This window comes from Klebsiella sp. 4_1_44FAA (assembly GCF_000238715.1).
Lineage (GTDB): Bacteria > Pseudomonadota > Gammaproteobacteria > Enterobacterales > Enterobacteriaceae > Klebsiella > Klebsiella pneumoniae.
The window spans coordinates 69,700-96,683 of the sequence record NZ_JH414800.1 but is presented as its reverse complement, the minus strand read 5'-3'; the positions used below and the strand labels follow the sequence as shown (position 1 = coordinate 96,683).

26 protein-coding genes and 5 tRNA genes are annotated in these 26,984 nt (G+C 58.7%); 21 read left to right on the top strand and 10 right to left on the bottom strand.

The features are described 5' to 3' along the window. Positions 1–14 precede the first annotated feature (14 nt). Together norW and norV are read right to left on the bottom strand one after the other, a co-directional pair. On the bottom strand, positions 15–1,148 hold the full coding sequence (gene norW, locus HMPREF1024_RS14895; RefSeq protein WP_004890235.1) for an NADH:flavorubredoxin reductase NorW: 1,134 nt from the start codon (positions 1,146–1,148) through the stop codon (positions 15–17). Further along, complete coding sequence (gene norV, locus HMPREF1024_RS14900; RefSeq protein WP_004211582.1) at positions 1,145–2,593, bottom strand: anaerobic nitric oxide reductase flavorubredoxin; 1,449 nt, start codon at positions 2,591–2,593, stop codon at positions 1,145–1,147. The genes norW and norV overlap by 4 nt, the downstream gene beginning before the upstream one ends. Positions 2,594–2,780: 187 nt before the next feature. Between norV and norR the strand changes: the two genes are divergently transcribed. After that, positions 2,781–4,331, top strand: a complete 1,551-nt coding sequence (norR, locus tag HMPREF1024_RS14905) for a nitric oxide reductase transcriptional regulator NorR (RefSeq protein ID WP_004890240.1) — start codon at positions 2,781–2,783, stop codon at positions 4,329–4,331. Here the strand turns inward: norR and gutQ are convergent. The 7 genes from gutQ to HMPREF1024_RS14940 all read right to left on the bottom strand — a co-directional run bounded on the left by gutQ (position 4,294) and on the right by HMPREF1024_RS14940 (position 9,317). Next, positions 4,294–5,259: an arabinose-5-phosphate isomerase GutQ gene (gutQ, locus tag HMPREF1024_RS14910; protein ID WP_004174691.1), complete on the bottom strand. Its 966-nt coding sequence runs from the start codon at positions 5,257–5,259 to the stop codon at positions 4,294–4,296. The two genes, norR and gutQ, sit on opposite strands and share 38 nt — an antisense overlap. Further along, complete coding sequence (locus HMPREF1024_RS14915; RefSeq protein WP_002914817.1) at positions 5,252–6,025, bottom strand: DNA-binding transcriptional repressor; 774 nt, start codon at positions 6,023–6,025, stop codon at positions 5,252–5,254. Before HMPREF1024_RS14915 ends, gutQ begins: the two co-directional genes overlap by 8 nt. A gap of 66 nt (positions 6,026–6,091) precedes the next feature. After that, positions 6,092–6,451 (bottom strand): transcriptional regulator GutM, encoded by a 360-nt coding sequence (gene gutM, locus HMPREF1024_RS14920; RefSeq protein WP_004145754.1) that lies wholly within the window; start codon positions 6,449–6,451, stop codon positions 6,092–6,094. Between the two features lie 157 nt (positions 6,452–6,608). After that, complete coding sequence (gene srlD / locus HMPREF1024_RS14925; protein ID WP_002914815.1) at positions 6,609–7,388, bottom strand: sorbitol-6-phosphate dehydrogenase; 780 nt, start codon at positions 7,386–7,388, stop codon at positions 6,609–6,611. A gap of 12 nt (positions 7,389–7,400) precedes the next feature. After that, a complete protein-coding gene (gene srlB, locus HMPREF1024_RS14930) occupies positions 7,401–7,763 on the bottom strand; it encodes a PTS glucitol/sorbitol transporter subunit IIA (RefSeq protein WP_004174693.1) in 363 nt (120 codons plus the stop codon). Positions 7,764–7,776: 13 nt separating this feature from the next. Then, entirely contained in the window at positions 7,777–8,757 is a 981-nt protein-coding gene (locus HMPREF1024_RS14935; RefSeq protein WP_004890251.1) for a PTS glucitol/sorbitol transporter subunit IIB, read from the bottom strand. Next, a complete protein-coding gene (locus HMPREF1024_RS14940; protein WP_002914812.1) occupies positions 8,754–9,317 on the bottom strand; it encodes a PTS glucitol/sorbitol transporter subunit IIC in 564 nt (187 codons plus the stop codon). The genes HMPREF1024_RS14935 and HMPREF1024_RS14940 overlap by 4 nt, the downstream gene beginning before the upstream one ends. Before the next feature lie 276 nt (positions 9,318–9,593). Between HMPREF1024_RS14940 and mltB the strand changes: the two genes are divergently transcribed. The 20 genes from mltB to HMPREF1024_RS15040 all read left to right on the top strand — a co-directional run bounded on the left by mltB (position 9,594) and on the right by HMPREF1024_RS15040 (position 25,317). Next, the gene (gene mltB / locus HMPREF1024_RS14945; protein WP_004174694.1) at positions 9,594–10,673 is read left to right on the top strand and encodes a lytic murein transglycosylase B; all 1,080 of its coding nucleotides are present in this window, start codon (positions 9,594–9,596) and stop codon (positions 10,671–10,673) included. A gap of 338 nt (positions 10,674–11,011) precedes the next feature. Beyond that, positions 11,012–11,722, top strand: a complete 711-nt coding sequence (locus HMPREF1024_RS14950; protein ID WP_015958867.1) for a metal ABC transporter ATP-binding protein — start codon at positions 11,012–11,014, stop codon at positions 11,720–11,722. Further along, entirely contained in the window at positions 11,719–12,582 is an 864-nt protein-coding gene (locus HMPREF1024_RS14955; protein ID WP_004149458.1) for a metal ABC transporter permease, read from the top strand. Before HMPREF1024_RS14950 ends, HMPREF1024_RS14955 begins: the two co-directional genes overlap by 4 nt. Before the next feature lie 7 nt (positions 12,583–12,589). Continuing rightward, a complete protein-coding gene (locus HMPREF1024_RS14960; protein ID WP_004174698.1) occupies positions 12,590–13,468 on the top strand; it encodes a metal ABC transporter substrate-binding protein in 879 nt (292 codons plus the stop codon). A 139-nt stretch (positions 13,469–13,607) separates the two neighbouring features. Continuing rightward, on the top strand, positions 13,608–14,105 hold the full coding sequence (pncC, locus tag HMPREF1024_RS14965; RefSeq protein ID WP_002914771.1) for a nicotinamide-nucleotide amidase: 498 nt from the start codon (positions 13,608–13,610) through the stop codon (positions 14,103–14,105). Between the two features lie 90 nt (positions 14,106–14,195). Further along, positions 14,196–15,254 (top strand): recombinase RecA, encoded by a 1,059-nt coding sequence (gene recA / locus HMPREF1024_RS14970; protein WP_002914769.1) that lies wholly within the window; start codon positions 14,196–14,198, stop codon positions 15,252–15,254. Between the two features lie 67 nt (positions 15,255–15,321). Then, complete coding sequence (gene recX / locus HMPREF1024_RS14975) at positions 15,322–15,822, top strand: recombination regulator RecX (RefSeq protein ID WP_002914767.1); 501 nt, start codon at positions 15,322–15,324, stop codon at positions 15,820–15,822. Positions 15,823–16,072: 250 nt separating this feature from the next. Continuing rightward, positions 16,073–18,700, top strand: coding sequence for an alanine--tRNA ligase (gene alaS, locus HMPREF1024_RS14980; protein ID WP_004174700.1), 2,628 nt, complete (start codon positions 16,073–16,075; stop codon positions 18,698–18,700). A gap of 363 nt (positions 18,701–19,063) precedes the next feature. Then, positions 19,064–19,249 carry a carbon storage regulator CsrA gene (csrA, locus tag HMPREF1024_RS14985; protein WP_000906486.1) on the top strand — a complete coding sequence of 62 codons (186 nt, stop codon included), beginning with the start codon at positions 19,064–19,066 and terminating at the stop codon, positions 19,247–19,249. 322 nt (positions 19,250–19,571) lie between these two features. Continuing rightward, a tRNA-Ser gene (locus tag HMPREF1024_RS14990) sits at positions 19,572–19,664 on the top strand. 4 nt (positions 19,665–19,668) lie between these two features. Continuing rightward, positions 19,669–19,745, top strand: a tRNA-Arg gene (locus HMPREF1024_RS14995). 150 nt (positions 19,746–19,895) lie between these two features. Next, positions 19,896–19,972, top strand: a tRNA-Arg gene (locus HMPREF1024_RS15000). A gap of 61 nt (positions 19,973–20,033) precedes the next feature. Beyond that, a tRNA-Arg gene (locus tag HMPREF1024_RS15005) sits at positions 20,034–20,110 on the top strand. Positions 20,111–20,338: 228 nt separating this feature from the next. Beyond that, positions 20,339–20,415, top strand: a tRNA-Arg gene (locus HMPREF1024_RS15010). A gap of 355 nt (positions 20,416–20,770) precedes the next feature. Beyond that, a complete protein-coding gene (locus HMPREF1024_RS15015) occupies positions 20,771–21,085 on the top strand; it encodes a BON domain-containing protein (RefSeq protein ID WP_002914359.1) in 315 nt (104 codons plus the stop codon). Between the two features lie 125 nt (positions 21,086–21,210). Further along, positions 21,211–21,777 carry a fructose-1-phosphate/6-phosphogluconate phosphatase gene (gene yqaB / locus HMPREF1024_RS15020; RefSeq protein WP_009308477.1) on the top strand — a complete coding sequence of 189 codons (567 nt, stop codon included), beginning with the start codon at positions 21,211–21,213 and terminating at the stop codon, positions 21,775–21,777. Further along, the gene (locus HMPREF1024_RS15025) at positions 21,774–22,202 is read left to right on the top strand and encodes a YqaA family protein (RefSeq protein WP_002914355.1); all 429 of its coding nucleotides are present in this window, start codon (positions 21,774–21,776) and stop codon (positions 22,200–22,202) included. Before yqaB ends, HMPREF1024_RS15025 begins: the two co-directional genes overlap by 4 nt. Before the next feature lie 66 nt (positions 22,203–22,268). After that, the gene (gshA, locus tag HMPREF1024_RS15030) at positions 22,269–23,825 is read left to right on the top strand and encodes a glutamate--cysteine ligase (protein ID WP_002914353.1); all 1,557 of its coding nucleotides are present in this window, start codon (positions 22,269–22,271) and stop codon (positions 23,823–23,825) included. Between the two features lie 156 nt (positions 23,826–23,981). Further along, the gene (gene luxS, locus HMPREF1024_RS15035) at positions 23,982–24,497 is read left to right on the top strand and encodes an S-ribosylhomocysteine lyase (protein WP_002914351.1); all 516 of its coding nucleotides are present in this window, start codon (positions 23,982–23,984) and stop codon (positions 24,495–24,497) included. 52 nt (positions 24,498–24,549) lie between these two features. Then, a complete protein-coding gene (locus HMPREF1024_RS15040) occupies positions 24,550–25,317 on the top strand; it encodes a helix-turn-helix transcriptional regulator (protein WP_004149452.1) in 768 nt (255 codons plus the stop codon). Here the strand turns inward: HMPREF1024_RS15040 and leuA are convergent. Beyond that, positions 25,296–26,972, bottom strand: a complete 1,677-nt coding sequence (leuA, locus tag HMPREF1024_RS15045; RefSeq protein WP_002914344.1) for a 2-isopropylmalate synthase — start codon at positions 26,970–26,972, stop codon at positions 25,296–25,298. The genes HMPREF1024_RS15040 and leuA overlap by 22 nt on opposite strands. Between the last annotated feature and the right edge of the window lie 12 nt (positions 26,973–26,984).

Here is a 26,984-nt window from a genome sequence, read left to right as displayed (position 1 = left end):
AGCCGGGAAAACCATCAACTTACCAGTTGTTTGAGCAGCGCAAAGGCTTCCTTCATTTTGTCTTCGCTGACCACAAAGGCGCGCAGCTGGTTTTCGGCATCCACGCCTTTCGCCACCAGCCCCTCTTTGGCGGCTACGATGTTCCACGTCAGATCGTCGCGGCGGGTGTCGCCGGCCAGATGCAGCGGCAGATCCGGGGTTTTCACCTTCACCAGCATTGGCGGCAGCTTGAGTTCTCCCGCCTGCGCCAGCAGATTTTTACTCAGGCACATGGCGCTGAGTAAAATCGGCTGCAGGAACGGCAGTACCACGCCGTTGATTTCCGCACAGTCGCCGAGCGCATAAATCGCCGGGTCGCTGGTTTGCAGCTGGCTATTGACCACAATACCGCGGTTAATCTGCAGTCCGGCGTGGCGCGCCAGCGACGTTTCCGGGCGCAGGCCGGCGGCGGCCACCACCGCATCGACGGTTATCGCGCGCTGGCGATCGAGACTGACGCGAATGCCGTCGGCGGTTTGCTCCAGCCCCTCCAGCTGCGTTTTCAGCATCAGATGTACGCCCATCTCGGTGAGCCGATGCTGCAGGCGGCTGCTGGCCTCCGGCGGCATCAGCGCCGCCAGCACGCTGGCGGAGTTATCGACTACCGTTACCGCTTTACCGGCGCGGCAGAAATCCATCGCCAGTTCGCAGCCAATCAGGCCGCCGCCGACGATCAGCACGCGCTTCGCGTCGTGCAGCTGGCTCTGCGCCGCGCCATATTCGCGCTGGCTATTGAGCGTTAGCATCAGCTCGCGCCCCGGCACCGACGGGATAAACGGCGTCGCGCCGGTGGCCAGCACCAGTTTGTCGTAGCGCCACTGGTTATCGTGGCTCTTCACTAACCGGTTTTCGGCGTCGATATCGCTTACCCAGGTATGGGGAAACAGACGCAGAGTGTACTGCTCGGCGAACTCGCCGGCACTTTGCAGGGTCAGATCGTCGGCCTTCTGTCCGCGGCTGATGACATGGCTGAGGTCCGGTTTGTTGTATTCATCCATGCTATCGGCGGCGATGAGGGTCAGCGGGATTTGCGCATCCTGCTTACGAATATTTTTCACCAGCTGGCGGGCCGCGAAGCCCGAGCCGATGATGACGATGCCATCACTCATTTTGCCTCCGTCGCCAGTACGTCAAAGACATCTTTGCCAAGAGAACACTCAGGGCAGAGGAAATTGTCCGGCACTTCGCTCCACGGCGTACCCGGCTGTACATCCTGATTAGGTTCGCCTTTCGCCGGGTCATAGACCCACTGGCACACGCTGCACTGCATCATGGGACCGAGATCGGCGGCCGCGGCCGCGGCACAGGCGCAGTCCTGTGGTTCCGGCGTTGTCGCTGCTTCAGCAACCGGCAGCGGCGAGAGGGCCCACTGGCGGGCGATGTCGCGACCGTGTTGGCGGCACAGCTCCAGCGCGTCGATATCCGGGCGCCATTTGGCTTTCAGGCTCAGCGACATCTCAAAGCCGGCATCCTGCAGGCGGGTGGACAGGCGGTCTACCGCGCCGCCGCTCCAGCCGTGCGAGCCAAAGGCGCTGGCGCGTTTATTGCGAAAACGCAGCCCGGTCATCTCTTCCACCAGCCCGGCGATTTTCGGCATCATCACGTTGTTCATGGTGGACGTGCCGACAAGTACGCCTTTCGAGCGGAAAACATTGGTGAGGATGTCGTTTTTGTCGCTGCGGGCGACGTTAAAGATTTTCACCGCTACCCGTGGGTCAACCTCGGTGATCCCCTGGGCAATGGCGTCCGCCATCATGCGGGTATTATTGGACATGGTGTCGTAGAAGATGGTGATGCGATCTTCCTGATAATCCGCCGCCCACTCGAGGTATTTCTCGACGATTTGCGTCGGGTTATCGCGCCAGACCACGCCGTGGGAGGTGGCAATCATCTCCACCGGCAGGTTGAAGCCGAGGATTTCAGTAATTTTCGGCGTCACCAGGCGGCTAAAGGGCGTCAGAATGTTGGCGTAGTAACGCTGGCACTGTTCGTACAGTTCAGTCTGGTCCACTTCGTCGTTGAACAGGTGTTCGTCGCAATAGTGCTGGCCGAAGGCGTCGTTGCTGAACAGCACCGCGTCGCCGGACAGGTAGGTCATCATGCTGTCCGGCCAGTGCAGCATCGGCGTTTCCACGAAGATCAGCTGTTTACCGTTACCGATATCGAGAGTATCGCCGGTTTTCACCACGTGGAAGTTCCACTCCGGATGATGATGGTGGCCGTTGATCGAGTCGATGGCGTTGGCAGTGCAGTAGATCGGCGTATCCGGGATCTGCATCATTAGTTCGGTCAGCGCGCCGGCATGGTCCTCTTCGGCGTGGTTAATGACGATATAGTCGAGGTCGGCGAGGTCGATTTCGCGGCGCAGGTTCTGTACGAACTCGCGGCTGAATTTATGATCGACGGTATCGATCAGCACGTTTTTCTCTTCGCGGATGAGATAGCTGTTGTAGCTGCTGCCGCGCAGCGTTTTATATTCGGTGCCGTGGAAATCACGCACTTCCCAGTCACGTTGGCCAACCCAAAGAATGTTATTTTTCACCACAATAGACATAGCAACCTCAATCAATACAGTGTGTTTAAACTCAGTTGACTGGCTTATATCAAGTTGCGTGCCAACTTTTTAATTCATTGATAATTATCTGTTTTTAATTTTTTCTGATTTTGGTTGTTGTCAAAATGACAATGGTTAAAATAGTCGATATGACAATGCGTATTGTCAAAATGACAATGGAGCGACAATGAGTTTTTCCGTCGACGAGCTGGCGAGAATCGCCATAGATTTACAAAGCGATATTGGTCACACCGACCGCTTTTCGCGCCTGATTACTACCCTGCGGCAAATTCTTGGCTGCGATGCCTCGGCGCTGCTGCGCTATGAGGCGCATCAGTTTGTGCCGCTGGCGATCGATGGCCTGGCGCAGGATGTGCTCGGTCGGCGCTTTGCCCTGGAAGGACACCCGCGGCTCGAGGCGATTGCGCGCGCCGGGGATGTGGTGCGCTTCCCGGCGGATAGCGACCTGCCCGACCCCTATGACGGGCTGATCCCCGGTCATGAGAGCCTCAAAGTCCATGCCTGCGTGGGACTGCCGCTGTTTGCCGGGCAGACGCTGATTGGCGCGCTGACCCTGGACGGCATGGATGCCGATCGTTTCGATAGCTTCAGCGATGAAGAGCTGCGGCTGATTGCCGCGCTGGTGGCCGGGGCGCTGAATAATGCGCTGCTTATCGCCCGCCTTGAAGCGCAAAACGTCCTGCCGGCGCAGGCGGTGAATTACCCGCTGCCGGAGCGCCAGGAGATCATCGGCCTGTCGGGGCCCATGCTGCAGCTGAAAAAAGAGATCGATATCGTCGCCGCCTCGGATTTAAACGTGCTGATCAGCGGCGAAACCGGCACCGGCAAAGAGCTGGTGGCGAAGGCGGTGCACCAGGGGTCGCCGCGAGCCGCCAACCCTCTGGTGTACCTCAACTGCGCGGCGCTGCCGGAAAGCGTAGCGGAGAGCGAGCTGTTCGGCCATGTGAAAGGGGCATTTACCGGGGCTATCAGCAACCGCAGCGGTAAATTTGAGATGGCGGATAACGGCACCCTGTTTCTTGACGAAATCGGCGAACTGTCGCTGGCGCTGCAGGCCAAACTGCTGCGCGTGCTGCAGTATGGCGATATTCAGCGCGTCGGCGATGACCGCAGCCTGCGGGTCGATGTGCGGGTGCTGGCGGCGACGAACCGCGATCTGCGCCAGGAGGTGGTGGAAGGGCGCTTTCGCGCCGATCTGTACCATCGGCTGAGCGTCTTCCCGCTGTCGGTTCCGCCGCTACGCGAGCGGGAAAGTGACGTGGTGCTGCTGGCGGGCTATTTCTGTGAGCAGTGCCGCCTGCGGATGGGGCTGGCGCGGGTCATTTTGGCTGAGGCGGCGCGAAACCGGCTGCAGCAGTGGTCCTGGCCGGGCAACGTGCGCGAACTGGAGCATGCTATCCATCGGGCGGTGGTGCTGGCGCGGGCCACCCAGGCCGGTGATGAAGTGGTCCTGGAGCCGCAGCATTTCCAGTTTGCGGTGGCGGCGCCGATGTTGCCGACTGAGACGGCGGCAGCGGCGCCCGCGACGGGAAACATCAATCTGCGCGAGGCGACCGACTCTTTTCAGCGAGAAGCCATTAGCCGCGCGCTGGAGGCGAATCAGGGCAACTGGGCGGCGACCGCCCGAGCGCTGGAACTGGACGTCGCCAACCTGCATCGGCTGGCGAAACGTCTGGGTCTTAAAGGATCCCCGCCTGGTAAAAGTTCTGCAGGTTAATGGCGCCGACCAGTTGGCCGTTCTCATCCACTACCGGCGCGGCGCTGATTTTGTGTTTCATCAGTCGCTCTTTGGCTTCCACCGCGCGGCTATCCGCCTGCAGCGTTACGCCATTGCGGGTCATCGCCCGAGTGACGCCATCGTTGAGCGTACCGCCAGCAACCAGCCAGCGGCGCAGGTCGCCGTCGGTGAAAACGCCCTGCACGCGGTTGGCTTCATCGCAGACCGCCACCAGGCCGAGCCCGGTTCGGCTTAGTTCGAGCATGGCGTCCATGACGTTGGCCTCGGTATTGACCCGCGGCACTTCTTCATCACGACGCATCAGGTGATGCACTTTGTTCAGCAGCCGCGCGCCGAGGGCGCCCGCCGGGTGGGAACGGGCGAAATCCTCTTCATTGAAACCGCGCGCCTGCATCACCGCCATCGCCAACGCGTCGCCCAGCATCAGCGTATTGACGGTGCTGGAGGTTGGCGCCAGATGCATCGGGCAGGCCTCGCGCTCCACGGCGATATCCAGCACCGCTTTCGCCGCCAGCGCCAGCGGCGAGGTGGATTTGCCGGTCATCGCCAGCAGCGGAATGCCTTTTTCTTCCAGCCGCGGCACGATGAGATCCAGCTCTTTCGCGCTACCGGAGTAGGAGATAAACAGCATCACGTCGCGGCTATCGAGCATGCCGAGATCGCCGTGCAGGGCTTCCGCCGGATGGACGAAAAAGGCCGGGGTGCCGGTGCTGGCGAAGGTTGCCGCCAGCTTTTTACCGATGTGGCCGGATTTACCGATACCGGAGACAATCAGTTTGCCCTCGCAGTGGATAATGGTTTCCGCCGCGCGGATGAAGTCGTCGCCCAGGCGCTCCGGCAGGCGGCTCGCCTCCTGCAGCTCAAGCATCAGGGTCTGGCGTCCGGCCTCTAACAAAAAGTTACTCATGATGTTCTCCAGTAATAATGACTTCAATGCCTTTGGCTTCCAGCGCCCGCTGGAATTCCGGGTCAATATCGGCATCGGTAATCAATTTATCCACGCGTTCAAGGCCGCAGACAATATTGGGGCTTTTACGACCAAACTTGGATGAGTCGGCCATCAGGATCACTTCGCGGGCGGCGTTGCACATCGCTTTGCTGACGGTATAGACCTCATTAAAGGTAGTGACTCCGGCGTTCAGATCGATACCGTCGGTGCCCATAAACAGCTTGTCGAAGCTGAACTGTTCGAAGGCGTTTTCCGCCAGCTGGCCGTGAAAAGAGGCCGATTTTTTACGGAAGGTGCCGCCCGGCATCAGGATGGTCTGCTCGTTATCGAACTCTGATAGCGCGTTGACGATATGCAGGCTGTTGGTCATCACCGTGATGTTATTAAAGTGACTCAGCAATGGCACCATCTGCAGCACGGTGCTGCCGGCGTCGAGGATAATTGAATCGCCATCGTGGATGTATCGCACGGCGGCCTCGGCAATCTGGGCTTTTTTATGGGTGTTGATCAGCGTTTTATGGTCAATCGGCGGATCGGCTTCATCCTTGTTGAGTACCACGCCACCGTAGGTGCGAATGACGGTGCCGGCGTTTTCCAGCGTGACCAGATCCTTGCGGATGGTGGTGCCAGTGGTATCGAAGTGTTGCGCCAGCTCTTCGACCGAGCATTTTCCCTGCGACTGCAGGAACTCGAGAATGGCTGCCTGGCGCTGACGTGGTTTCATAGGCGTCTATCCTGCGTTTAAGTTTCGAAGTGATAATTTCGCAAGATATTTACTTTTACAACGAAATTATCCATGTTTCGGATTAAGCGCTAATGATAGTGCATTCTGACAGCGCGGATCATGGGGAAAGATCACATCAGGCTGCAATTCCGCAATATGTTTGCCTGCCAGAGCCGGGATCTTTTGCGGACTGGCGAAAATGGTGAAGCCTTTCATCAGCAGCGTGTCGCTAATGCGGTCGTTATCATCGACGGCGATGGCGACGATGGCGCGCGGTTGAAAGCGCCCGGCGGAGCGGCCGACGCCCACCCGCCCCTGCTGGCACAGGCTATCAAAGGCGCGATTGAAGCGGCGGATCTGCCAGCCGCCAAAGGCCAGCTGGGTAAGCCAGGCGATGGCGGCGACGATGATTAATGCAGTAACCATAGGTCTCTCCTTAAGGGGGGCGGGAACAGCCCAGGTCACGGCGCGAGCGCCTAACCCGAGCGACCCGCGGTGCCGTTTTTTTGTCGGGTGGCGGCTAACGCCTTACCCGACCTACAGTTTTGTAGCCCGGATAAGCGCAGCGCCATCCGGGAACCTGTTAAAACATCACCTGGCCGCCGGTGACGTTGATCGACTGCCCGGTGCAGTACGACGCCTGTGGGCTAGCGTAAAACATCAATACGTTCAGCACATCCTGATATTCGCAGCCGCGCTTCAGCGGCACCTTGTCGATGTAGTACTGCTCGACTTCGCTCTCATCGATACCGAGCTTGGTGGCATACTGCGGCAGCAGCGACTGGAACATCGGCGACTTCAGCAGATTGCCGAGCATCAGCGAATGCACGGTAATGCCATATTCCGCCAGATCCAGCGCCAGCGACTGGGTCAGCCCGACGCCGCCGAACTTCGCCGCGCTGTAGCCGGAGTTGTGCTTACTGCCGACTTTGCCGGATTTCGAGTTGATCTGAATGATCCGCCCCTTAATGCCGTCGCGGATCATCAACCGCGAGAACTCGCGGGCGCAGAGAAAATAGCCCACCAGATTGACCTGCAGCGAGCGGTCGAAATCCCCCAGCGCGAAGTCGCTAATAAACGCCGCCTTGGCGATCCCGGCGCTGTACACCAGCAGGTCGACGCGCGAAAAAATCTCATCCACCCCGTGGGCCAGGGCGGTGACGCTGGCCTCGCTGGTGGCGTCGGCGCCGAAGCCGTACGCCATACCTTCGCCATACTCAGCGTTAATCTCCTGGGCGACGCGGCTGGCTTTTTCGCTCTGAATATCGACCACCGCCACGCGGTAGCCCTCGGCGGCCAGCCCGCGGCACAGAAACTCTCCTAAGGTTTGTCCACCGCCAATGACAACAGCAACCTGATTCATCTCTCTCTCCTTTTAAGCAACAAACTTCAGTACGCAGCCGGGCGCGATGGCGTCCGGCACCGGGCCCGCCACATGGACGGTACCTGGGAACTCCGCTTCACGATGGCCGTCAAAGCGCAGGGTGATGTGGCCCAGCTCGCGCAGGTTTTGTTCAGCGACCTCGCCGACGGCGGTCACCGGGTAGCGCTGTTCGCCAAGCTGCAGCTCTGCCCCCGGCTGCAGCGTGCCAGCAAGCTCGCCGTGGTTGTGAATAAAGCAGTACTCTTCGATATCCGCCGGGGCGCCCTCGCGGAAGGTGATCAGCATTTGCTCTTCCAGCGCCATCGTCGCGCAGGCGCCGATGTGCGTAATGGTGGTCTGGTAAATCACAGTCATCTGCAGGAACCTCTTACTGGTAAATAAATCCGGAAACGAACCACGCGATCAGCACCGTTGGTGCGCCGGTCAGAAAGCGGCTGACCAGCACCGACGGCACGCCGACGCGCACGGTATCCTGGCGGGCTTCGGCTAGCGACAGGCCTACCGGAATAAAATCGCAGGCGGCCTGGGCGTTAATGGCGAATAGGGCGGGCAGGGCGAGGTGCGGCGGAATGTTGCCGAGGCCGATTTGAACGCCGATCAGCACGCCGATCACCTGGGCAATAACCGCGCCGGGGCCGAGAAACGGCGACAGCAGCGGGAAAGAGCAAATCAGCGCCAGGGTTACCAGCCCCAGCGGATGGCTGGCGAGCGGCGCCAGGCCGTGGGCGATCCAGTCGCCGATGCCGGAGGCCATGATGATGCCGATCAGCGCCGAGACGAAAGCCATAAATGGCAGAATGGTTTTCAGCACCGTATCAATGGTGTCGCGCCCGGCCTGGAACAGCACCGCCACCACCGAACCCATGCCCATCCCGACCTTCGCCAGCAGGCCATCGCTCTGTTCAGTAATCTTCTTGCTGGTGTCGTAATCGCGACCCGCGCTCTTGTTTTCCGCCGGCGGCTCGGAAACCCCTGCGCTGTCGGGAGCGATGCACTGGATGTTGTCCTCTTTGACGCCGGAGACATAAATATCTTCCGTGATGTACTGGGCCAGCGGCCCTGATTTGCCGGTGGCATGGATATTCACCGTCGGGATGCGGCGTTTAGGATAGAGCCCGCAGCGCAGGGTGCCCCCGCAGTCGATAATCGCCACGCCGATCTCGCTTTCCGCTGGTTCTCCCTCTTTAAACCCGTCCACCGGCTGCCAGCCGGTCAGGCTGGCGATGCGGTCAACGATCGCCGGGCGGGTGCCGGCGGTGATATAGACGATCTTTTTGCCTTCGACGGCGTCGAGCTCAAGCGGGCCGCCCCAGCCGCCGGTGCCTTTCTCTATACGAATACGGGTCATGATGTCGCTCCTGACAGATGCACTTTCTGGGAAAGCTGAATCGCCATTTTTCTCTCGAAAATCGAGGTGGTCAGGTCGGTGACCCAGCCGCGGAAGAAGTTAGTCACCAGCCCGACCAGCAGGTAGCTCACCGCCAGCGGACCGAGCGGTAGGCCGAGGGTAGTGAGGCCGTTGGCGATGCCGAGATAGACGAACAGCTCGCCGGGGTTGATATGTGGAAACAGCCCGTTCATTGAGTGGCAGCTATACGACGCCGCCGCGTAATAGCTGGGCTTGTACTTCTCTGGCATAAACCGGCCGAGGCTTAACGTCATTGGGTTACAAAACACGAAGGTGCCGATGCAGGGTAGCAGCAGGTAGCGGGAGATTGGGTTTCCTGCGCAGCGCTGCGCCAGCTTCTCGATCCGCTGCTGGCCGATAAAGTTGATCAGCGCGTTCATGATCACCAGCAGGCTGATCAGCAAGGGGAGGATCCCGGTCACCATGCCGGTAAATACCTCGCCGCCTTTCTGAAACAGGCCGATAAACCACTCCGCGCCGTGGGTCACGACGTCAATCATTGTTCTCTCCTTCAGCATGTTATTTTTCTTGCTAATCGCAGGCTGATTTTAATCATTTTGAAAGGTTTAAAAGTGTTAAATGGATCGCAAAATGAAAGATAAATATTTTATTTTGAAAGATGATGCGGGCGAGATGAAATGTTGCAGGGCATAAAAGCACGCAGGGGAGGAGCCGTTGAAGGACTATTTTGTCTACAAACAGATTGTCGCTTTCTTGTTGGTCGTCGCATGCTTTACCATAATTATCCCTTGCTGAATTTGTTAAACGGAATTCCCATGTTGAAGCGTCGCTATCTGGCTTTACTTCCCCTTTGTGTGCTCCTCGCTGCCTGCAGCAGCAAACCCAAGACCCCCGCGGAAACGGAGATGGCGAGTGGAACCGGCGGCTTTTTGCTGGAACCGCAGCATAACGTGATGCAGATGGGCGGCGACTTCGCCAACAACCCGGCGGCGGCGCAGTTTATCGATAAGATGGTGGCGAAGCACGGCTTCGACAGGCAGCAGCTGCAGGAGATCCTGTCGCAGGCAAAGCGCCTGGATTACGTCCTGCGGCTGATGGATCGTCAGGCGCCGACCGGCCTGCCGCCAACCGGGCCGACCGGCGCCTGGCTGCGCTACAAGAAACAGTTCATTACCCCGGATAATGTGCAGAACGGCGTGGTGTTCTGGAATCAGTATCAGGACGCGCTCAACCGCGCTTATCAGGTTTACGGCGTGCCGCCGGAAATCATCGTCGGCATTATTGGCGTGGAGACTCGCTGGGGCCGGGTGATGGGCAAAACCCGGATCCTCGACGCGCTGGCGACGCTGTCGTTTAGCTACCCGCGCCGCGCCGAATACTTCTCGTCGGAGCTGGAAACTTTCCTGCTAATGGCGCGCAGCGAAAGCGACGACCCGCTGGATCTGAAAGGCTCTTTCGCCGGGGCGATGGGCTACGGTCAGTTTATGCCGTCCTCCTATAAGCAGTATGCGGTCGATTTTAACGGTGACGGACATATCAACCTGTGGGACCCGGTGGATGCTATCGGCAGCGTGGCCAACTACTTCAAACAGCATGGCTGGGTGAGCGGCGATCTGGTGGCGGTGCAGGCGCTGGGGCAGGCCCCGGGGCTGGAGAATGGTTTCAAGACTAAATACAGCGTTTCGCAGCTGGCGGCCGCAGGGCTGACCCCGACCCAGCCGCTGGGTAACCATCAGCAGGCCAGCCTGCTGCGGCTGGACGTCGGCACCGGCTATGAGTACTGGTACGGGCTGCCGAACTTCTACACCATCACCCGCTACAACCACAGCACCCACTACGCGATGGCTGTCTGGCAGCTGGGTCTGGCGGTTGCGCAGGCCCGCGGCGGTTATTAATCCTTTCATCCGGCTGACAATTTCCCAGCCTCCCCGGATAGCGGCGCGTAGCGCCTTATCCGGGCTACGGTCTGGTATCCGGTTGCTAGCCCCGGTAAGCGCAGCGCGACCGGGGGATGACGCCGGGGAGGCCGCGCTTATCCCCCCGTTTTTTCCCGTCTCCATGCCTCTTGTTGACCTTTGTTACATTTCCGCTGACTGACGCTGATTTACATTCTTTCTTCGCTTCGTTATTGTTATGTTATAACATTAAATTAAGGCGGGGATATGTTCACATCGATTTTTATGGCATCCGGCGCGGCGCGCGCGGCTATCGCAGGCGTGCTGCTGGCGGCGCTATGGTTAGCAACCTGGTGGGCGGTGACGCTGCCATGATTGAACTGGAGCAGTTGGTCGCCGGCTATGACGGGGTAGCGATCACCCCTCCGCTGAGCGGGATGATATGCCCCGGCAGCCTGACGGCAATTGTTGGCCTCAATGGCTGCGGAAAATCAACGCTGCTGAAAACCCTCGCCGGGTTTCTTCCGCCGGTCAGTGGCCGCCTGCGCTGGCAGGGAAAACGGCCGGTGATCGGCTGGCTGGCGCAGCGCCATGCCCTCGAGTCGCAGTTTCCTCTCAACGTGCAGGATGTGGTAAGCCAGGGCGCATGGCCTGGCGTGTCGCTGCTGCGCGGTCTGGGGGGCGGCACCCGGCGACGCATCGGCGCGGTGCTGGAGCGGGTCGGGCTGGCGGGCCTGGCGAAAACGCCGATCGAAGCGCTCTCCGGCGGCCAGTTTCAGCGCATGCTATTTGCCCGGGTGATGGTGCAGCAGGCGCCGCTGGTGATGCTCGACGAGCCCTTCACCGGTATCGACGAAGCGACCAGTCGCGAACTAATGGATTTGATCCTCGAGATGCACCGGCAGGGACAGACCATCCTGGCGGTGCTGCATGATAACCAGCGGGTGGCCGACTTTTTCCCCGAGACGCTGCTGCTGACTCCCCAGCGCGCCTGCTGGGGCGCTACCCGGGCGGTGCTCCCGGCCTTCAGTCATGTGAGGTCGGCATGATCTGGCACACCTTCTTTCAGCCTTTCATTGAATTCGGCTTTATGCGTCGGGCCCTCGTGGTGTGTCTGGCGCTGTCGCTGAGCACCACCATGCTGGGCGTCTTCCTGCTGCTGCGGCGCATGAGCCTGATGGGCGATGCGCTGTCGCACGCCATTCTCCCCGGCGTGGCGGTGGGGTATCTGCTGAGCGGCATGTCGCTGCTGGCCATGACCCTCGGCGGCTTCATCGCCGGTATCGTGGTTGCCCTGGTGGCCGGGTGGGTGAGCCGGCGGACACCGTTAAAAGAGGACGCCAGTTTTGCCGGATTTTATCTGGGCTCGCTGGCCCTGGGCGTCACCCTGGTGTCGCTGCGCGGCTCCAGCGTGGACCTCCTGCATCTGCTGTTTGGCTCCATTCTGGCGGTCGACCGCGATGCGGCGCTGTTTGTCAGCGGCGTCGCCAGCCTGACGCTATTGTGCATTGCGCTGTGCTACCGCGGTCTGGTCAGCGAGGCGTTCGACAGCGCCTGGCTGCAGGTGAATCACCGGCGGCTGCCTGCGCTGCTGCATGGGCTTTTTCTGGCGCTGCTGGTGCTTAATCTGGTGGCCGGGTTTCAGGTGCTCGGCACGCTGATGGCGGTAGGGGTAATGATGCTCCCGGCGGTCGCCGCGCGCTGCTGGGCGCGCACGCTGCCGGGCATTCTGCTGCTGGCGGCGGGAATGGGCGCGCTCTGCGCCTGGCTGGGATTAAGCCTCTCCTGGGCGATTAGTCTTCCCGCCGGGCCCGCTATTGTGCTGACCGCCAGCGCACTGTTTTTTGTTTCGCTATTTTTTGGCACGCGCAGCCGGCTGCTGGTCGGTTGGCGCACATTGATGGGGTAAGGAAATGATGAAACGTAGTGCAATAGTGGTCGCGCTGGCCCTCGGCCTGATGGCGCAGGGGGCCATGGCGAAAACGCTGAATGTGGTAAGCAGTTTTTCGGTGTTGGGTGATATAGCGCAGCAGGTCGGCGGGGAGCATGTCCATGTGGATACCCTGGTCGGCCCGGACGGCGATCCGCACACCTTCGAACCGTCTCCGAAGGATAGCGCGCTGCTCAGCAAGGCCGACGTGGTGGTGGTTAACGGCCTGGGGCTGGAAGGGTGGCTGGATCGCCTGATTAAGGCCTCTGGTTTTAAGGGCGAGCTGGTGGTGGCATCGAAAGGCGTCAAGACCCATACCCTTGATGAAGAGGGTAAAACGGTGACCGATCCCCACGCCTGGAACAGCGCAGCGAACGGCGCATTGTATGCGCAGAATATCCTCGATGGTCTGGTGAAAGCCGACCCTGAAGATAAAGCAGCGTTGACCAGCAGCGGCAAGCGCTATATCGACCAGCTGACGTCTCTCGACGGCTGGGCGAAAGCGCAGTTCAGCGCCATTCCGCTGGCCAAGCGCAAGGTCCTGACCAGCCATGACGCTTTCGGCTATTTTGGCCGGGCTTACCACGTGACCTTCCTCGCGCCACAGGGGCTCTCTTCAGAGAGCGAGGCCAGCGCGGCGCAGGTGGCGGCGCTGATTAAGCAAATCAAAGCGGATGGCGTCCATACCTGGTTTATGGAGAACCAGCTTGACCCGCGGCTGGTGAAGCAGATTGCCAGCGCCACCGGCGCGCAGCCGGGGGGCGAACTCTATCCGGAAGCGCTATCTAAGCCGGGCGGCGTCGCCGATAGTTACGTCAAAATGATGCGTCACAACGTTGAGCTTATCGCTAACAGCATGAAGTAACAGGTTGTCTGGTCGTCCTGGTTATCACAGGACGACCCATTTCTGGATCCCCCCTCGTAAAATCGCCACTTCATCCCCATATCTCTGTCGAAAGTGCTATCTTTGATGGCCTCTTTATCCAGAGCAAAGCGGGGCGATAATGACCGATTCAGAATTAATGCAGCTAAGCGAGAAGATTGGCCGGGCGCTGAAGGCGCGTGGGGCGACGGTGACCACGGCGGAATCCTGTACCGGCGGCTGGATTGCGAAAGCGATCACCGATATTGCCGGCAGCTCGGCGTGGTTTGAACGCGGCTTTGTCACCTACAGCAACGAAGCTAAATCGCAAATGATCGGCGTCAGCGAAGCGACGCTGCGCGACAACGGCGCGGTAAGCGAACCGGTGGTGGTGGAGATGGCGATTGGCGCGCTGCGCGCGGCGCGTGCGGATTATGCCATCTCCGTTAGCGGCGTCGCCGGGCCGGATGGCGGCAGCGTCGAAAAGCCGGTCGGCACGGTATGGTTCGGCGTCGCCAGCGTGAGCGGGCAAGGGGTGACGCGGCGGGAATGCTTTGCCGGAGACCGCGAAGCGGTGCGTCGTCAGGCGACGGCCTATGCGCTAAATCTGCTCTGGCAACAATTTCTACAAAACACTTGATACTGTATGACCATACAGTATAATTGCCTCAACTGAACAAATATTAACGGCGAAGCGAACACGCTTTACCCTGCATGATTAGGAGTAACAATGGCGATCGACGAAAACAAACAGAAAGCGTTGGCGGCTGCACTGGGCCAGATCGAAAAGCAATTCGGTAAAGGCTCCATCATGCGCCTGGGTGAAGACCGCACCATGGATGTGGAAACCATCTCCACCGGCTCGCTTTCTCTGGATATCGCGCTGGGCGCCGGCGGTCTGCCAATGGGCCGTATCGTCGAGATCTACGGTCCGGAATCCTCCGGTAAAACCACCCTGACGCTGCAGGTTATCGCCGCAGCGCAGCGCGAAGGTAAAACCTGTGCGTTCATCGATGCTGAACATGCGCTGGATCCTGTCTATGCACGCAAACTGGGCGTCGATATCGACAACCTGCTGTGTTCTCAGCCGGACACCGGCGAGCAGGCGCTGGAGATCTGTGACGCGCTGGCGCGCTCTGGTGCGGTTGATGTTATCGTCGTCGACTCCGTCGCGGCGTTGACGCCGAAAGCGGAAATCGAAGGCGAAATCGGCGACTCTCACATGGGCCTTGCGGCGCGTATGATGAGCCAGGCGATGCGTAAGCTGGCGGGTAACCTGAAGCAGTCCAACACGCTGCTGATCTTTATCAACCAGATCCGTATGAAAATTGGCGTGATGTTCGGTAACCCGGAAACCACTACCGGTGGTAACGCGCTGAAGTTCTACGCCTCTGTGCGTCTGGACATTCGCCGCATCGGCGCGGTGAAAGAGGGCGACAATGTCGTCGGCAGCGAAACCCGCGTCAAAGTGGTGAAAAACAAGATCGCCGCGCCGTTTAAACAGGCCGAATTCCAGATCCTCTACGGCGAAGGCATCAACTTCTACGGCGAGCTGGTAGACCTCGGCGTGAAAGAGAAGCTGATTGAGAAAGCGGGTGCCTGGTATAGCTACAACGGCGACAAAATCGGTCAGGGTAAAGCGAACGCGATCACCTGGCTGAAAGAGAACCCGGCGGCGGCGAAAGAGATTGAGAAGAAAGTGCGCGAACTGCTGCTCAACAATCAGGATGCGAAGCCAGACTTCGTTGTTGACGGCAACGACGCAGAAGAAACCGAACAGGATTTCTGATATCGTCTGCAAGACTGACAGGGCTGCTTAGGCAGCCCTTTTGCTTTGTGAGATTATCGAGGTGCCTGTGACTGAACCTTCATCACGCCGCTCCGGCTACGCCCGCCTGCTGGACCGTGCTATCCGCATTCTGGCGATGCGCGACCACAGCGAGCAGGAGCTGCGACGCAAGCTGGTCGCTCCGGTGATGAGCAAAAACGGTCCTGAGGCGCTGGACGCCACCCCCGACGAGCTGGAGCAGGTTGTCGCCTGGTGTATCGAAAACCGCTACCTTGACGACAACCGCTTCGTCGGCCAGTTCATCGCCAGCCGGAGCCGCAAAGGCTATGGTCCGGCGCGCATTCGCCAGGAGCTCAGCCAGAAAGGCATTGCGCGCCAGGTCGTTGACCAGGCGATGCGCGAATGCGATATCGACTGGGTGAGCCTTGCCAGGGAGCAGGCACAGCGTAAATACGGCGAACCGTTACCTTCCGCCTTTACTGAAAAAGTGAAAGTTCAGCGATTCCTGCTTTACCGCGGCTACCTGATGGAAGATATCCAGGAAATCTGGCGAAATTTTGCAGATTGACCCATCCGGGATTTTACTTCGCCGTAAAGAAAACTTATCTTATTCCCACTTTATTCCGTCGGGCCGCTGGTTGTGACTGTGCAGGCAGCGGCCTGGGCGATTATTCCTTTACACAAAATCATTCAAGCTGCATCAGGGCGGCAAGAGAGACTCTCTTTCGCAACGTACGTCAGTTCGGTGCCGGAAGAGCAAGCGCAGCCAGGACAGAGGCGACTTGAAGGATGACGTGTAGCTTGATTTCAGGATAATTATGAGCAAGAGCACCGCTGAGATCCGTCAGGCGTTTCTCGACTTTTTCCATAGCAAGGGACATCAGGTAGTTGCCAGCAGCTCCCTGGTGCCGCACAACGATCCGACCCTGCTGTTTACCAATGCGGGGATGAACCAGTTCAAGGATGTCTTCCTTGGTCTCGACAAACGTAATTATTCGCGTGCGACCACCGCACAGCGTTGCGTGCGTGCGGGTGGTAAACACAACGATCTGGAAAACGTCGGTTACACCGCGCGTCACCACACCTTTTTTGAAATGCTGGGCAACTTCAGCTTTGGCGATTACTTCAAGCAGGATGCCATCAAATACGCGTGGGAACTGCTGACCGGTGAGAACTGGTTCGCGCTGCCGAAAGAAAAACTGTGGGTTACCGTTTACGAGACCGATGACGAAGCTTTCGACATCTGGGCCAATGAAGTAGGCGTTCCGCGCGAGCGTATTATCCGCATCGGCGACAACAAAGGCGCGCCGTTTGCTTCTGACAACTTCTGGCAGATGGGCGACACCGGTCCGTGCGGCCCGTGCACCGAAATCTTCTTTGACCACGGCGATCATATCTGGGGCGGCCCTCCGGGAAGCCCGGAAGAAGATGGCGACCGTTACATTGAGATTTGGAACATCGTCTTCATGCAGTTCAACCGTCAGGCTGACGGTACCATGGAGCCGCTGCCGAAGCCGTCCGTCGACACCGGTATGGGTCTGGAGCGTATTGCCGCGGTGCTGCAGCACGTTAACTCCAACTATGACATCGACCTGTTCCGCGATCTGATCGCCAGCGTGGCGAAAGTCACCGGCGCGACCGATCTGACGAACAAGTCGCTGCGCGTTATCGCCGACCACATTCGCTCCTGCGCCTTCCTGGTTGCCGACGGCGTGATCCCGTCGAATGAAAACCGCGGCTACGTGCTGCGTCGTATCATTCGCCGCGCGATCCGTCACGGCAACATGCTGGGCGCGAAGGACACCTTCTTCTGGAAACTGGTTGCCCCGCTGATCGATGTGATGGGCTCCGCCGGCGACGAGCTGAAGCAGCAGCAGGCTCAGGTTGAGCAGGTGCTGAAAACCGAAGAAGAGCAGTTTGCCCGCACCCTCGAACGCGGCCTGGCGCTGCTGGATGAGGAGCTGTCGAAGCTGAAAGGCGACACCCTGGACGGCGAAACCGCCTTCCGTCTGTACGACACCTACGGCTTCCCGGTCGACCTGACCGCCGATGTGTGCCGCGAGCGCAACATCAAGGTTGATGAAGCTGGTTTTGAAGCCGCGATGGAAGAGCAGCGCCGCCGCGCGCGCGAGTCCAGTGGTTTCGGCGCCGACTATAATGCGATGATACGCGTTGACGGCGCCTCTGAATTTAAAGGCTACGATCATCTGGAGCTGAACGGCAAGGTTACCGCCCTGTTTATCGACGGCAAAGCGGTGGATAGCGTTAGCGCTGGCCAGGAAGCGGTGGTGATCCTTGACCAGACCCCGTTCTATGCGGAGTCCGGCGGCCAGGTGGGCGATAAAGGCGAATTAAAAGGCGCGGGCTTCTCTTTCGCAGTTAGCGACACGCAGAAGTACGGCCAGGCTATTGGTCATATCGGTAAAGTCGCCAGCGGCTCACTGAAAGTGGGTGACGCGGTGCAGGCCGACGTAGATGAGGCTCGCCGTCAGCGTATCCGTCTCAACCACTCCGCGACGCACCTGATGCACGCGGCGCTGCGCCAGGTGCTCGGCACCCATGTGGCGCAGAAAGGTTCGCTGGTCAATGATAAAGCGCTGCGCTTTGACTTCTCGCATTTTGAAGCGATGAAGCCGGAAGAAATTCGTGCGGTGGAAGACCTGGTCAACGCGCAGATCCGTCGTAACCTGGCTATCGAAACCAACATTATGGATATCGATGCCGCGCGCGCATCCGGCGCCATGGCGCTGTTTGGCGAGAAATACGACGATCGCGTGCGCGTTCTGCGGATGGGCGATTTCTCCACGGAACTGTGCGGCGGGACTCACGCGGCGCGTACCGGCGATATCGGCCTGTTCCGCATCACGTCAGAGTCTGGCACCGCTGCTGGCGTGCGCCGTATCGAAGCGGTGACTGGCGAAGGCGCGATGGCCATCCTGCATGCGCAGAGCGATCAGCTCAATGATATCGCTCAGCTGCTGAAGGGTGACAGCCACAATCTCGGCGAGAAGGTTCGCGCCGCGCTGGAGCGTACCCGCCAGCTGGAAAAAGAGCTGCAGCAGCTGAAAGAGCAGGCTGCGGCGCAGGAGAGCGCAAACCTCTCCAGCAAAGCGGAAGAGATTAACGGCGTTAAGCTGCTGGTCAGCGAACTGACCGGCGTTGAGCCGAAAATGCTGCGTACCATGGTTGACGATCTGAAGAACCAGCTCGGTTCGACGATCGTTGTATTAGCTACGGTAGCGGATGGTAAGGTTTCTCTGATTGCAGGTGTGTCTAAGGATGTGACAGACCGCGTGAAAGCAGGGGAGCTGGTTGGTATGGTCGCTCAGCAGGTGGGCGGTAAAGGGGGCGGTCGTCCGGATATGGCGCAGGCCGGTGGTACCGATGCGTCTGCTCTCCCTGCAGCGTTAGCCAGTGTGAAAGGCTGGGTCAGCGCAAAACTGTAATAACTATAAACGCATTTACCCTAAATAATTCGAGTTGCAGGAAGGCGGCGACGCAGCGAATCCCCAGGAGCTTACTCAAGTAAGTGACTGGGGTGAGCGAGGAAAGCCAACACGCATGCAACTTTAAGTATGAGGGGTATAGGTGCCATAACCAGAGGGTTATGGCACCTTGCGTCAGAAACACTGATAACGATAAAGTCGGGTTGAAATTGTGTATATCGGCTAAACTTAGGTTTAACAGAATGTGATGCCATGACTGCTTATACCCTAAGGTATTTGTCATCGCTTACTTTTTGGCGTTATATGATGGATAATGCCGGGATACGAGAGACCCGACTCTTTTAATCTTTCAAGGAGCAAAGAATGCTGATTCTGACTCGTCGAGTTGGTGAGACCCTCATGATTGGAGATGAGGTCACTGTGACAGTTTTAGGGGTGAAGGGTAACCAGGTTCGTATTGGCGTAAACGCCCCTAAAGAAGTGTCTGTTCACCGTGAAGAGATCTACCAGCGTATTCAGGCTGAAAAATCCCAGCAGTCCAGTTACTAAGGTTTCCGCGCCTCGCTGTGCAGTGAGGCGCATCACTTACCGCCGCTTTTTCCCTTTTTCTGTTTTTTCCCCCTGCGCCATAACGCTTTTCATTACCCTTTGCCGCTTTGGTCGTTTGGCGTTATGCCAGCGTCAGGGCTGATTTCCTGTTGATAAATTGCCCTTTTTGCCGTTTTTGCACGCGAATTGCGTGCGAAGTGTGCAAACGAAAAAAGGTCTCGAAAAAGTGTTTGACTTATAAGTACCAGAAAGTAATATGTGCGCCATCGCAGCGACGAAGAGCAGAAACAAGTTCTTCGAAGCACTCGAAAGAGGCGTGTGTGGTGAGGTGGCCGAGAGGCTGAAGGCGCTCCCCTGCTAAGGGAGTATGCGGTCAAAAGCTGCATCCGGGGTTCGAATCCCCGCCTCACCGCCATTTTGCATCCGTAGCTCAGCTGGATAGAGTACTCGGCTACGAACCGAGCGGTCGGAGGTTCGAATCCTCCCGGATGCACCATCTTCTTTCTGAATTAAGAGAGAAGAGCGCTGTGAAAGCAGCGGCCCGCAGTGCGAGGCATAATCGAGTCACTCTACCGATTAGGCCATCATACTCAGTGTGGCATGTGTTAGTTGTGACACTGACGCGTAGTAAAGCAAGTTTCCCGATGCATCCGTAGCTCAGCTGGATAGAGTACTCGGCTACGAACCGAGCGGTCGGAGGTTCGAATCCTCCCGGATGCACCATTCTTTAATAAGAATAGCAAATCGCGAAATTTGATATCAGAATTACAGCAGTAATCCCGATGCATCCGTAGCTCAGCTGGATAGAGTACTCGGCTACGAACCGAGCGGTCGGAGGTTCGAATCCTCCCGGATGCACCATATTCTCCTTGATAACAGCGACGATGTTGTTTTATGGTCTGCGAAATTATCGCCAGCACCAGGGAGGATAACGTTGCGTAAGCAACGGCCCGTAGGGCGAGGCGCAGCCGAGTAATCCTCCCGGATGCACCATATTCTCCTTAGTAACAGCAACATTGTTGTTATTTGGTTTGCGAAACCATCGTAAGTGCCAGGAGAGTAACCCCGCAGTAAAATAGCTTTCCCGATGCATCCGTAGCTCAGCTGGATAGAGTACTCGGCTACGAACCGAGCGGTCGGAGGTTCGAATCCTCCCGGATGCACCATATTCTCCTTAATAACAGCGACGACGTTGTTTTATGGTCTGCGAAATCATCGCCAGCACCAGGGGGGATAACGTTGCGTAAGCAACGGCCCGAAGGGCAAGGCGTAGCCGACTCATCCTCCCGGATGCACCATATTCTCCTTAATAACAGCGACGATGTTGTTGCGTAGGCTGCGAAATTATCGCCGCACCCGTTCTGAATGCATAATCTTCACTCTTCTCTCACCATCCCGATTACCTCGTTTTCCATCACTGGCTTCATCCTGACTTTTTTATTGGCAAGACGCGCTTTCCACTATAATTTATCCTTGTATATCAGCGTTATCAGGCTGAGATAAATGCAAGGAGAGAAATCCATGAAATGGTTCAAAGCAATACCTGCTTTTTGCGCGACGCTGCTGGTAACGACGGCCCTCGCTGGCTGTGCGGGATCGGCTACAAAGGAGAGTACGGGCGGCTATATTGACGATACCGTGGTGACCACCAAGGTGAAAACGGCGCTCTTTAACGATAAAGACATTAAGTCCTCAGAAATTAGCGTCCAGACCTTTAAAGGCCGCGTCCAGCTGAGCGGATTTGTCTCCTCCGCGGAGAGCGCTAAACGAGCCGTAGAAGTCACACGCCGAGTGCAGGGCGTGCGAATGGTCGAGAACGATCTGCGTATTAAATAAGGCTGGTTATCCGGCCTAATGTTTGGGGGCGCCTGAGGGCGCCTTTGTCGTCTGCGCCGCTGGCCGCGACAACGGCGGGCTTTTGCGTTACAGTAATCATTCCCAAACCGGTTGGTGAGAAGACAATGTACGAAGGTTACGCAGGACTGATCTTTGATATGGATGGCACCATTCTCGATACCGAGCCGACCCATCGGCAGGCATGGAACGAGGTGTTGGGCCGCTACGGTATGCGTTTCGACGAACAGGCGATGGTCGCGCTCAATGGCTCACCAACCTGGCGAATCGCCCAGGCGATTATCGAACTCAATCAGGCCGATCTCGATCCACATCGCCTGGCGCAGGAAAAAACCCAGGCCGTCAAAGCGATGCTGCTGGACAGCGTACGCCCGTTGCCGCTGATTGAGGTGGTTAAGGCATGGCACGGCCGTCTCCCGATGTCGGTGGGAACCGGCAGCGAGAGCGCCGTCGCCGAAGCGCTGCTGGCGCACCTGGGGCTGCGTCATTACTTCTCCGCGGTGGTGGCGGCCGATCATGTGGTCAACCATAAACCCGCGCCCGATACCTTCCTGCTGTGCGCCGAGCGCATGGGCGTCGCGCCGGAAAAATGCGTCGTCTTCGAAGATGCCGACTTTGGTCTGCAGGCGGCGAAGCGCGCGGGAATGGACGCAGTTGACGTGCGTTTGCTGTGAGCGACGCGCTGTCACTCACCTCGCTGTTTGCCAGTAGCTTTTTAAGCGCCACGCTGCTCCCCGGCAATTCGGAGGTTGTGCTGGTGGCTATGCTACTTGCGGGGGTCAGTCATCCGTGGTGGTTAGTATTAATAGCAACAATCGGCAATAGCCTTGGAGGGGTAACTAACGTTATTCTGGGGCGCTTGTTTCCGCTGCGCAAAACCTCGCGCTGGCAGGAGCGGGCGGCCGGCTGGCTTAAGCGCTACGGCGCGGTCACGCTCTTACTGAGCTGGGCGCCGGTTGTCGGCGATTTACTGTGTTTGCTGGCGGGATGGATGCGCATTTCCTGGGGACCGGTACTCTTTTTCTTATGCCTTGGTAAGGCGCTGCGCTATATCGCTATTGCGGCAGCGACGCTTCAGGGCATGACGTGGTGGCACTAATTGGACTGACAGTTCATCCATTACAATTATGCTTATTCAAACGATTTCGACAGGCGGGAGGTCAAATTGATCCCGGACGTATCACAGGCGCTGGCCTGGCTGGAAAAACATCCGCAGGCTCTGCAGGGTATTCAACGTGGTCTGGAGCGGGAAACGCTGCGCGTGAACGCAGACGGCACCCTTGCAACGACCGGTCACCCTCCGGCGTTAGGCTCAGCGCTAACGCATAAATGGATTACCACCGATTTTGCCGAAGCTTTACTTGAGTTCATTACGCCAGTAGATGGCGATATTGAGCATATGCTGACCTTTATGCGCGATGTCCATCGCTATACCGCTCGTCAGCTTGGCGACGAGCGGATGTGGCCGCTGAGCATGCCATGCTATATCGCCCCCGGTCAGGATATTGAGCTGGCGCAGTACGGCACCTCTAACGTGGGGCGCCTGAAAACGCTATATCGCGAGGGGCTGAAGAATCGCTATGGCGCGCTGATGCAGACTATCTCCGGCGTGCACTATAACTTCTCCCTACCGATGGCCTTCTGGCAGGCAAAATGTGGTGTGGAAGATGCCGAGAGTGGTAAAGAGGCCATTTCGGCGGGCTATTTCCGCTCAATTCGTAACTACTATCGCTTTGGCTGGGTGATCCCCTATCTGTTTGGCGCCTCGCCGGCGATTTGCTCCTCATTCCTGCAAGGCAAACCGACAACGCTGCCCTTTGAGGAAACGGGCAACGGCATGTATTACCTGCCGTATGCCACCTCGCTGCGCCTCAGCGACCTTGGTTATACCAATAAGTCGCAAAGCAATCTCGGAATTACGTTTAACGATCTGCACGAGTATGTGGCAGGATTGAAGCGGGCGATTAAAACGCCGTCGGAAGAGTACGCCAAAATCGGGCTGCAGAAAGACGGCAAGTATCTGCAGATCAACAGCAACATTCTGCAGATTGAAAATGAACTTTATGCGCCGATCCGCCCGAAACGCGTCACCCGTCGGGGCGAAACCCCGTCCGATGCGCTGTTGCGCGGTGGTATTGAGTATATCGAAGTGCGTTCGCTGGATATCAATCCGTTCTCGCCGATCGGCGTTGACGCCCAGCAGGTGCGTTTCCTCGACCTGTTTATGGTCTGGTGCGCGCTGGCCGACGCGCCGGAGATGAGCAGCGATGAGCTGCTGTGCACCCGCACCAACTGGAATCGGGTGATTCTGGAAGGGCGTAAGCCGGGCTTAACGCTGGGGATTGGCTGCGAAAGCGCGCAGTTCCCGCTGGCTCAGGTGGGCAAAGATCTGTTCCGCGATTTACGCCGCGTGGCGCAGACCCTGGACAGTATCCACGGTGGCCAGGCATATCAGCAGGTCTGCGACGAGCTGCTGGCCTGCTTTGACGATCCGGAATTAACCTTCTCAGCCCGCATTCTGCGTTCTATGATTGAAGAAGGCATTGGCGGTACCGGCCGTGCGCTTGCCGATCGTTACCGGACGCAGCTGCGCGAAGAGCCGCTGGAGATCCTGAGCGAAGACGATTTTATCGCCGAGCGCGACGCGTCGGTGGCGCGACAAAAGAAAGTGGAAGCTGAAGACAGCGAGCCGTTTGAGGCGCTGCTGGCGCGGCACGCGTAGCGCTGGAAAAGAAAAAGGCCACATCACTGTGGCCAAACTTTCATCTCTGATTCAGGGATGATGATGATAATAAATGCGCGTCTTTCATATACTGAGACTCGCAGCTGAACAAAGAGTACATTTTATTTTAAAAAAATTCACTCCCGGAGGTGACGAATGCCGTTGTTAGATAGTTTCACAGTCGACCATACCCGAATGGAAGCCCCAGCGGTGCGTGTCGCGAAGAAAATGAACACGCCGCATGGCGATGAAATCACCGTTTTCGATCTGCGCTTCTGCGTACCGAACCAGGAAGTGATGCCGGAACGCGGTATCCACACCCTGGAGCATCTGTTCGCGGGCTTTATGCGCGATCATCTGAACGGGAATGGCGTGGAAATTATCGACATTTCGCCAATGGGCTGCCGCACCGGCTTCTATATGAGCCTGATTGGTACGCCGGACGAGCAGCGCGTCGCTGACGCCTGGAAAGCGGCGATGGCCGATGTGCTGAAGGTGAAAGATCAGAACCAGATCCCGGAGCTCAACGTCTACCAGTGCGGAACCTACACCATGCACTCGCTGGAAGAGGCCCAGGACATCGCTCGCCATATCATTGAGCGCGATGTGCGCATCAACAGCAACGACGAACTGGCGTTGCCGAAAGAAAAACTGCAGGAACTGCACATCTAGTGCTTCCGCCACGGCCCGACGCCTGTCGCCGGGCCGCTCTTCTGACGCCGCGATGACGACGACGCTTTCCTTCTCCTTTCAGCACCGCCCACTGGTGCCCTTTGCCCATGATTATGCCCACGGTGACCAGGAAGACTGGCATCAGCATGACTGCGCCCAGCTGCTGCATATACTAAGCGGCGTGGTGCGGGTCGCGACGCCGGTAGGCTACTGGGTGGTGCCGCCCGGGCGCGGCGTCTGGCTGCCGGCGGGAACGCCGCACGCGCTGCGCATGACCGGCAACGTGGCGGCGCGCACCCTGTTTATCGATCCGCTGGCGCGCGCCGATCTTCCGGCGGGCTGCCAGATCGTACAGATCACGCCGCTGCTGCGGGAACTGATCGTGTCATCCCTGGCGCTGGCGGAACGCTATGCCCCCGCCAGCCGCGACGAAAGAATTTATGAACTGATCCTCGATGAGATCCGCGGGATGGCGATCCTGCCGTTTGGCCTGCCGGAGCCGCAAAGCGAAACGCTGCGTCGGCTGTGCCAGCAGGTACGCGAGGCGCCGGGCGAGGCCTGGAGCAGCGGCCAGGCGGCGAAGGCGTGCAGCATGAGCGAGCGAACCCTAAACCGCCATTTTCAGCAGCAGACTAGCCTGACGTGGAGCGAGTGGGTGCGCCGGGCGAAGCTAATGGAAGCGCTGGTGCGCCTGGCGCAGGGCCACTCCGTGCTGCGGGTGGCGCTGGAGCTGGGCTACGGTAGCCACAGCGCCTTCAGCGCCATGTTTCGTCGGGTGATGGGCGTCGCCCCCAGCGACTATTTTCGTCCCCCGGCCTGATCGGCGGCGCTGAGCGCATTGCACAGCGCCTGCAGCGAGGCGCGCGCCACGTCATTATCGATACCCACGCCCCAGTAGCTTTCTCCTTGCGGAAAAACGCAGCGGATATAGGCCACCGACCGGCTGTCGCTGCGCGCGCCGAGGGTATGCTCATGATAGTCCTTGATCATAAACGGCTGCCGAAACAGCGCGCTGAGCCCGCTGGCTGCGGCGGAGAGCAGGCCGTTGCCCTGGCCCTGCAGGCGTCGGGTTTCGCCGTGGTGACGCAGCGTTGCCTGCAGGGAAAGCTGGCCATCCTGCTGGCTGGCGCTCTGATAATCGAGCAGCGTCAGCGCCGGCTGCGCCTGCAGCCCGTAGCGCGTGCGGAACAGCTGCCACAGCGCATGGTGGGTCATCTCTTTGCCGTCGCTATCGGTGGCCTGCTGAACGTGCTGGCTGAAGTCCTGCTGCAGCCCGCGGGGCAGTTTCAGACCATGATTTTGTTCGATAAGCCAGGCGCTGCCGCTCTTCCCCGACTGGCTGTTGACGCGGATCACCGCCTCATAGCTGCAGCCTATATCCTGCGGGTCAATGGGCAGGTAGGGCATCTGCCACGGATCGCCAGGCTGACGGGCATCAAACCCTTTTTTGATCGCATCCTGATGGGAGCCGGAGAAGGCGGTGTAAGCCAGACTTCCCGCCCACGGGTGGCGCGGGTGAACGGGGATCTGGTTGCAGTTTTCCACCACCTCCACCACCCGGTTCATCTGCTCGAAGCGAAGCTCAGGGTCGATGCCCTGGCTGTAGAGGTTCATCGCCAAAGTCACCAGACAGACGTTGCCGGTGCGTTCGCCGTTGCCAAACAGGCAGCCTTCTACCCGATCGGCGCCGGCCATCACCGCCAGCTCGGCGCTGGCGACGCCGGTGCCGCGATCGTTATGCGGGTGCACGCTGATGCAGACCTCGCTGCGGCGGGAGAAGTGGCGGCAAAAATACTCGATCTGATCGGCATAGACGTTGGGGGTGTTGACTTCCACCGTCGCCGGCAGATTGACGATCATCGGTCGCTCGGCGCAGGGCTGCCAGACATCCGCCACCGCTTCGCAAATCTCAAGCGCAAACTCGGGCTCGGTGAAGCAGAAGGTTTCAGGCGAATATTCATATTGCCAGCGGGTCTCCGGCTGCTGTTCGCACTGCTGACGGATAAGCCGGGTGGCGCGGGTCGCGAGGGCGATCACCTCGGCCTTGTCCATGCCGAAAACCAGCTCGCGGAACAGCGGCGCGGTGGCATTGTAGAGGTGGACGGTAGCCCGGCGGGCGCCGCGCAGCGCCTCAAAGGTGCGCAGGATCAGCGGGTCTCGCGCCTGGGTCAGCACCTGGATGGTGACATCCTCCGGGATGCGCTGTTCGTCAATCAGCTGGCGGACAAAGTTGAAATCGGTTTGTGAGGCGGAAGGGAAGGCGACTTCAATCTCTTTAAAGCCGCACTCCAGCAGCAGATCCCAGAACTGCAGTTTGCGGGCGCTGTCCATGGGCTCCGCCAGCGCCTGGTTGCCGTCGCGCAGGTCAGTCGAGAGCCAGCGCGGGGCGTGACTGATTTGCCGGTCTGGCCAGCGGCGGTCAGGCAGGGCGATCGGCGGATAGGGACGGTACTTTTCAGCAGGATGGCTCAGCATAGTGTTCTCCTT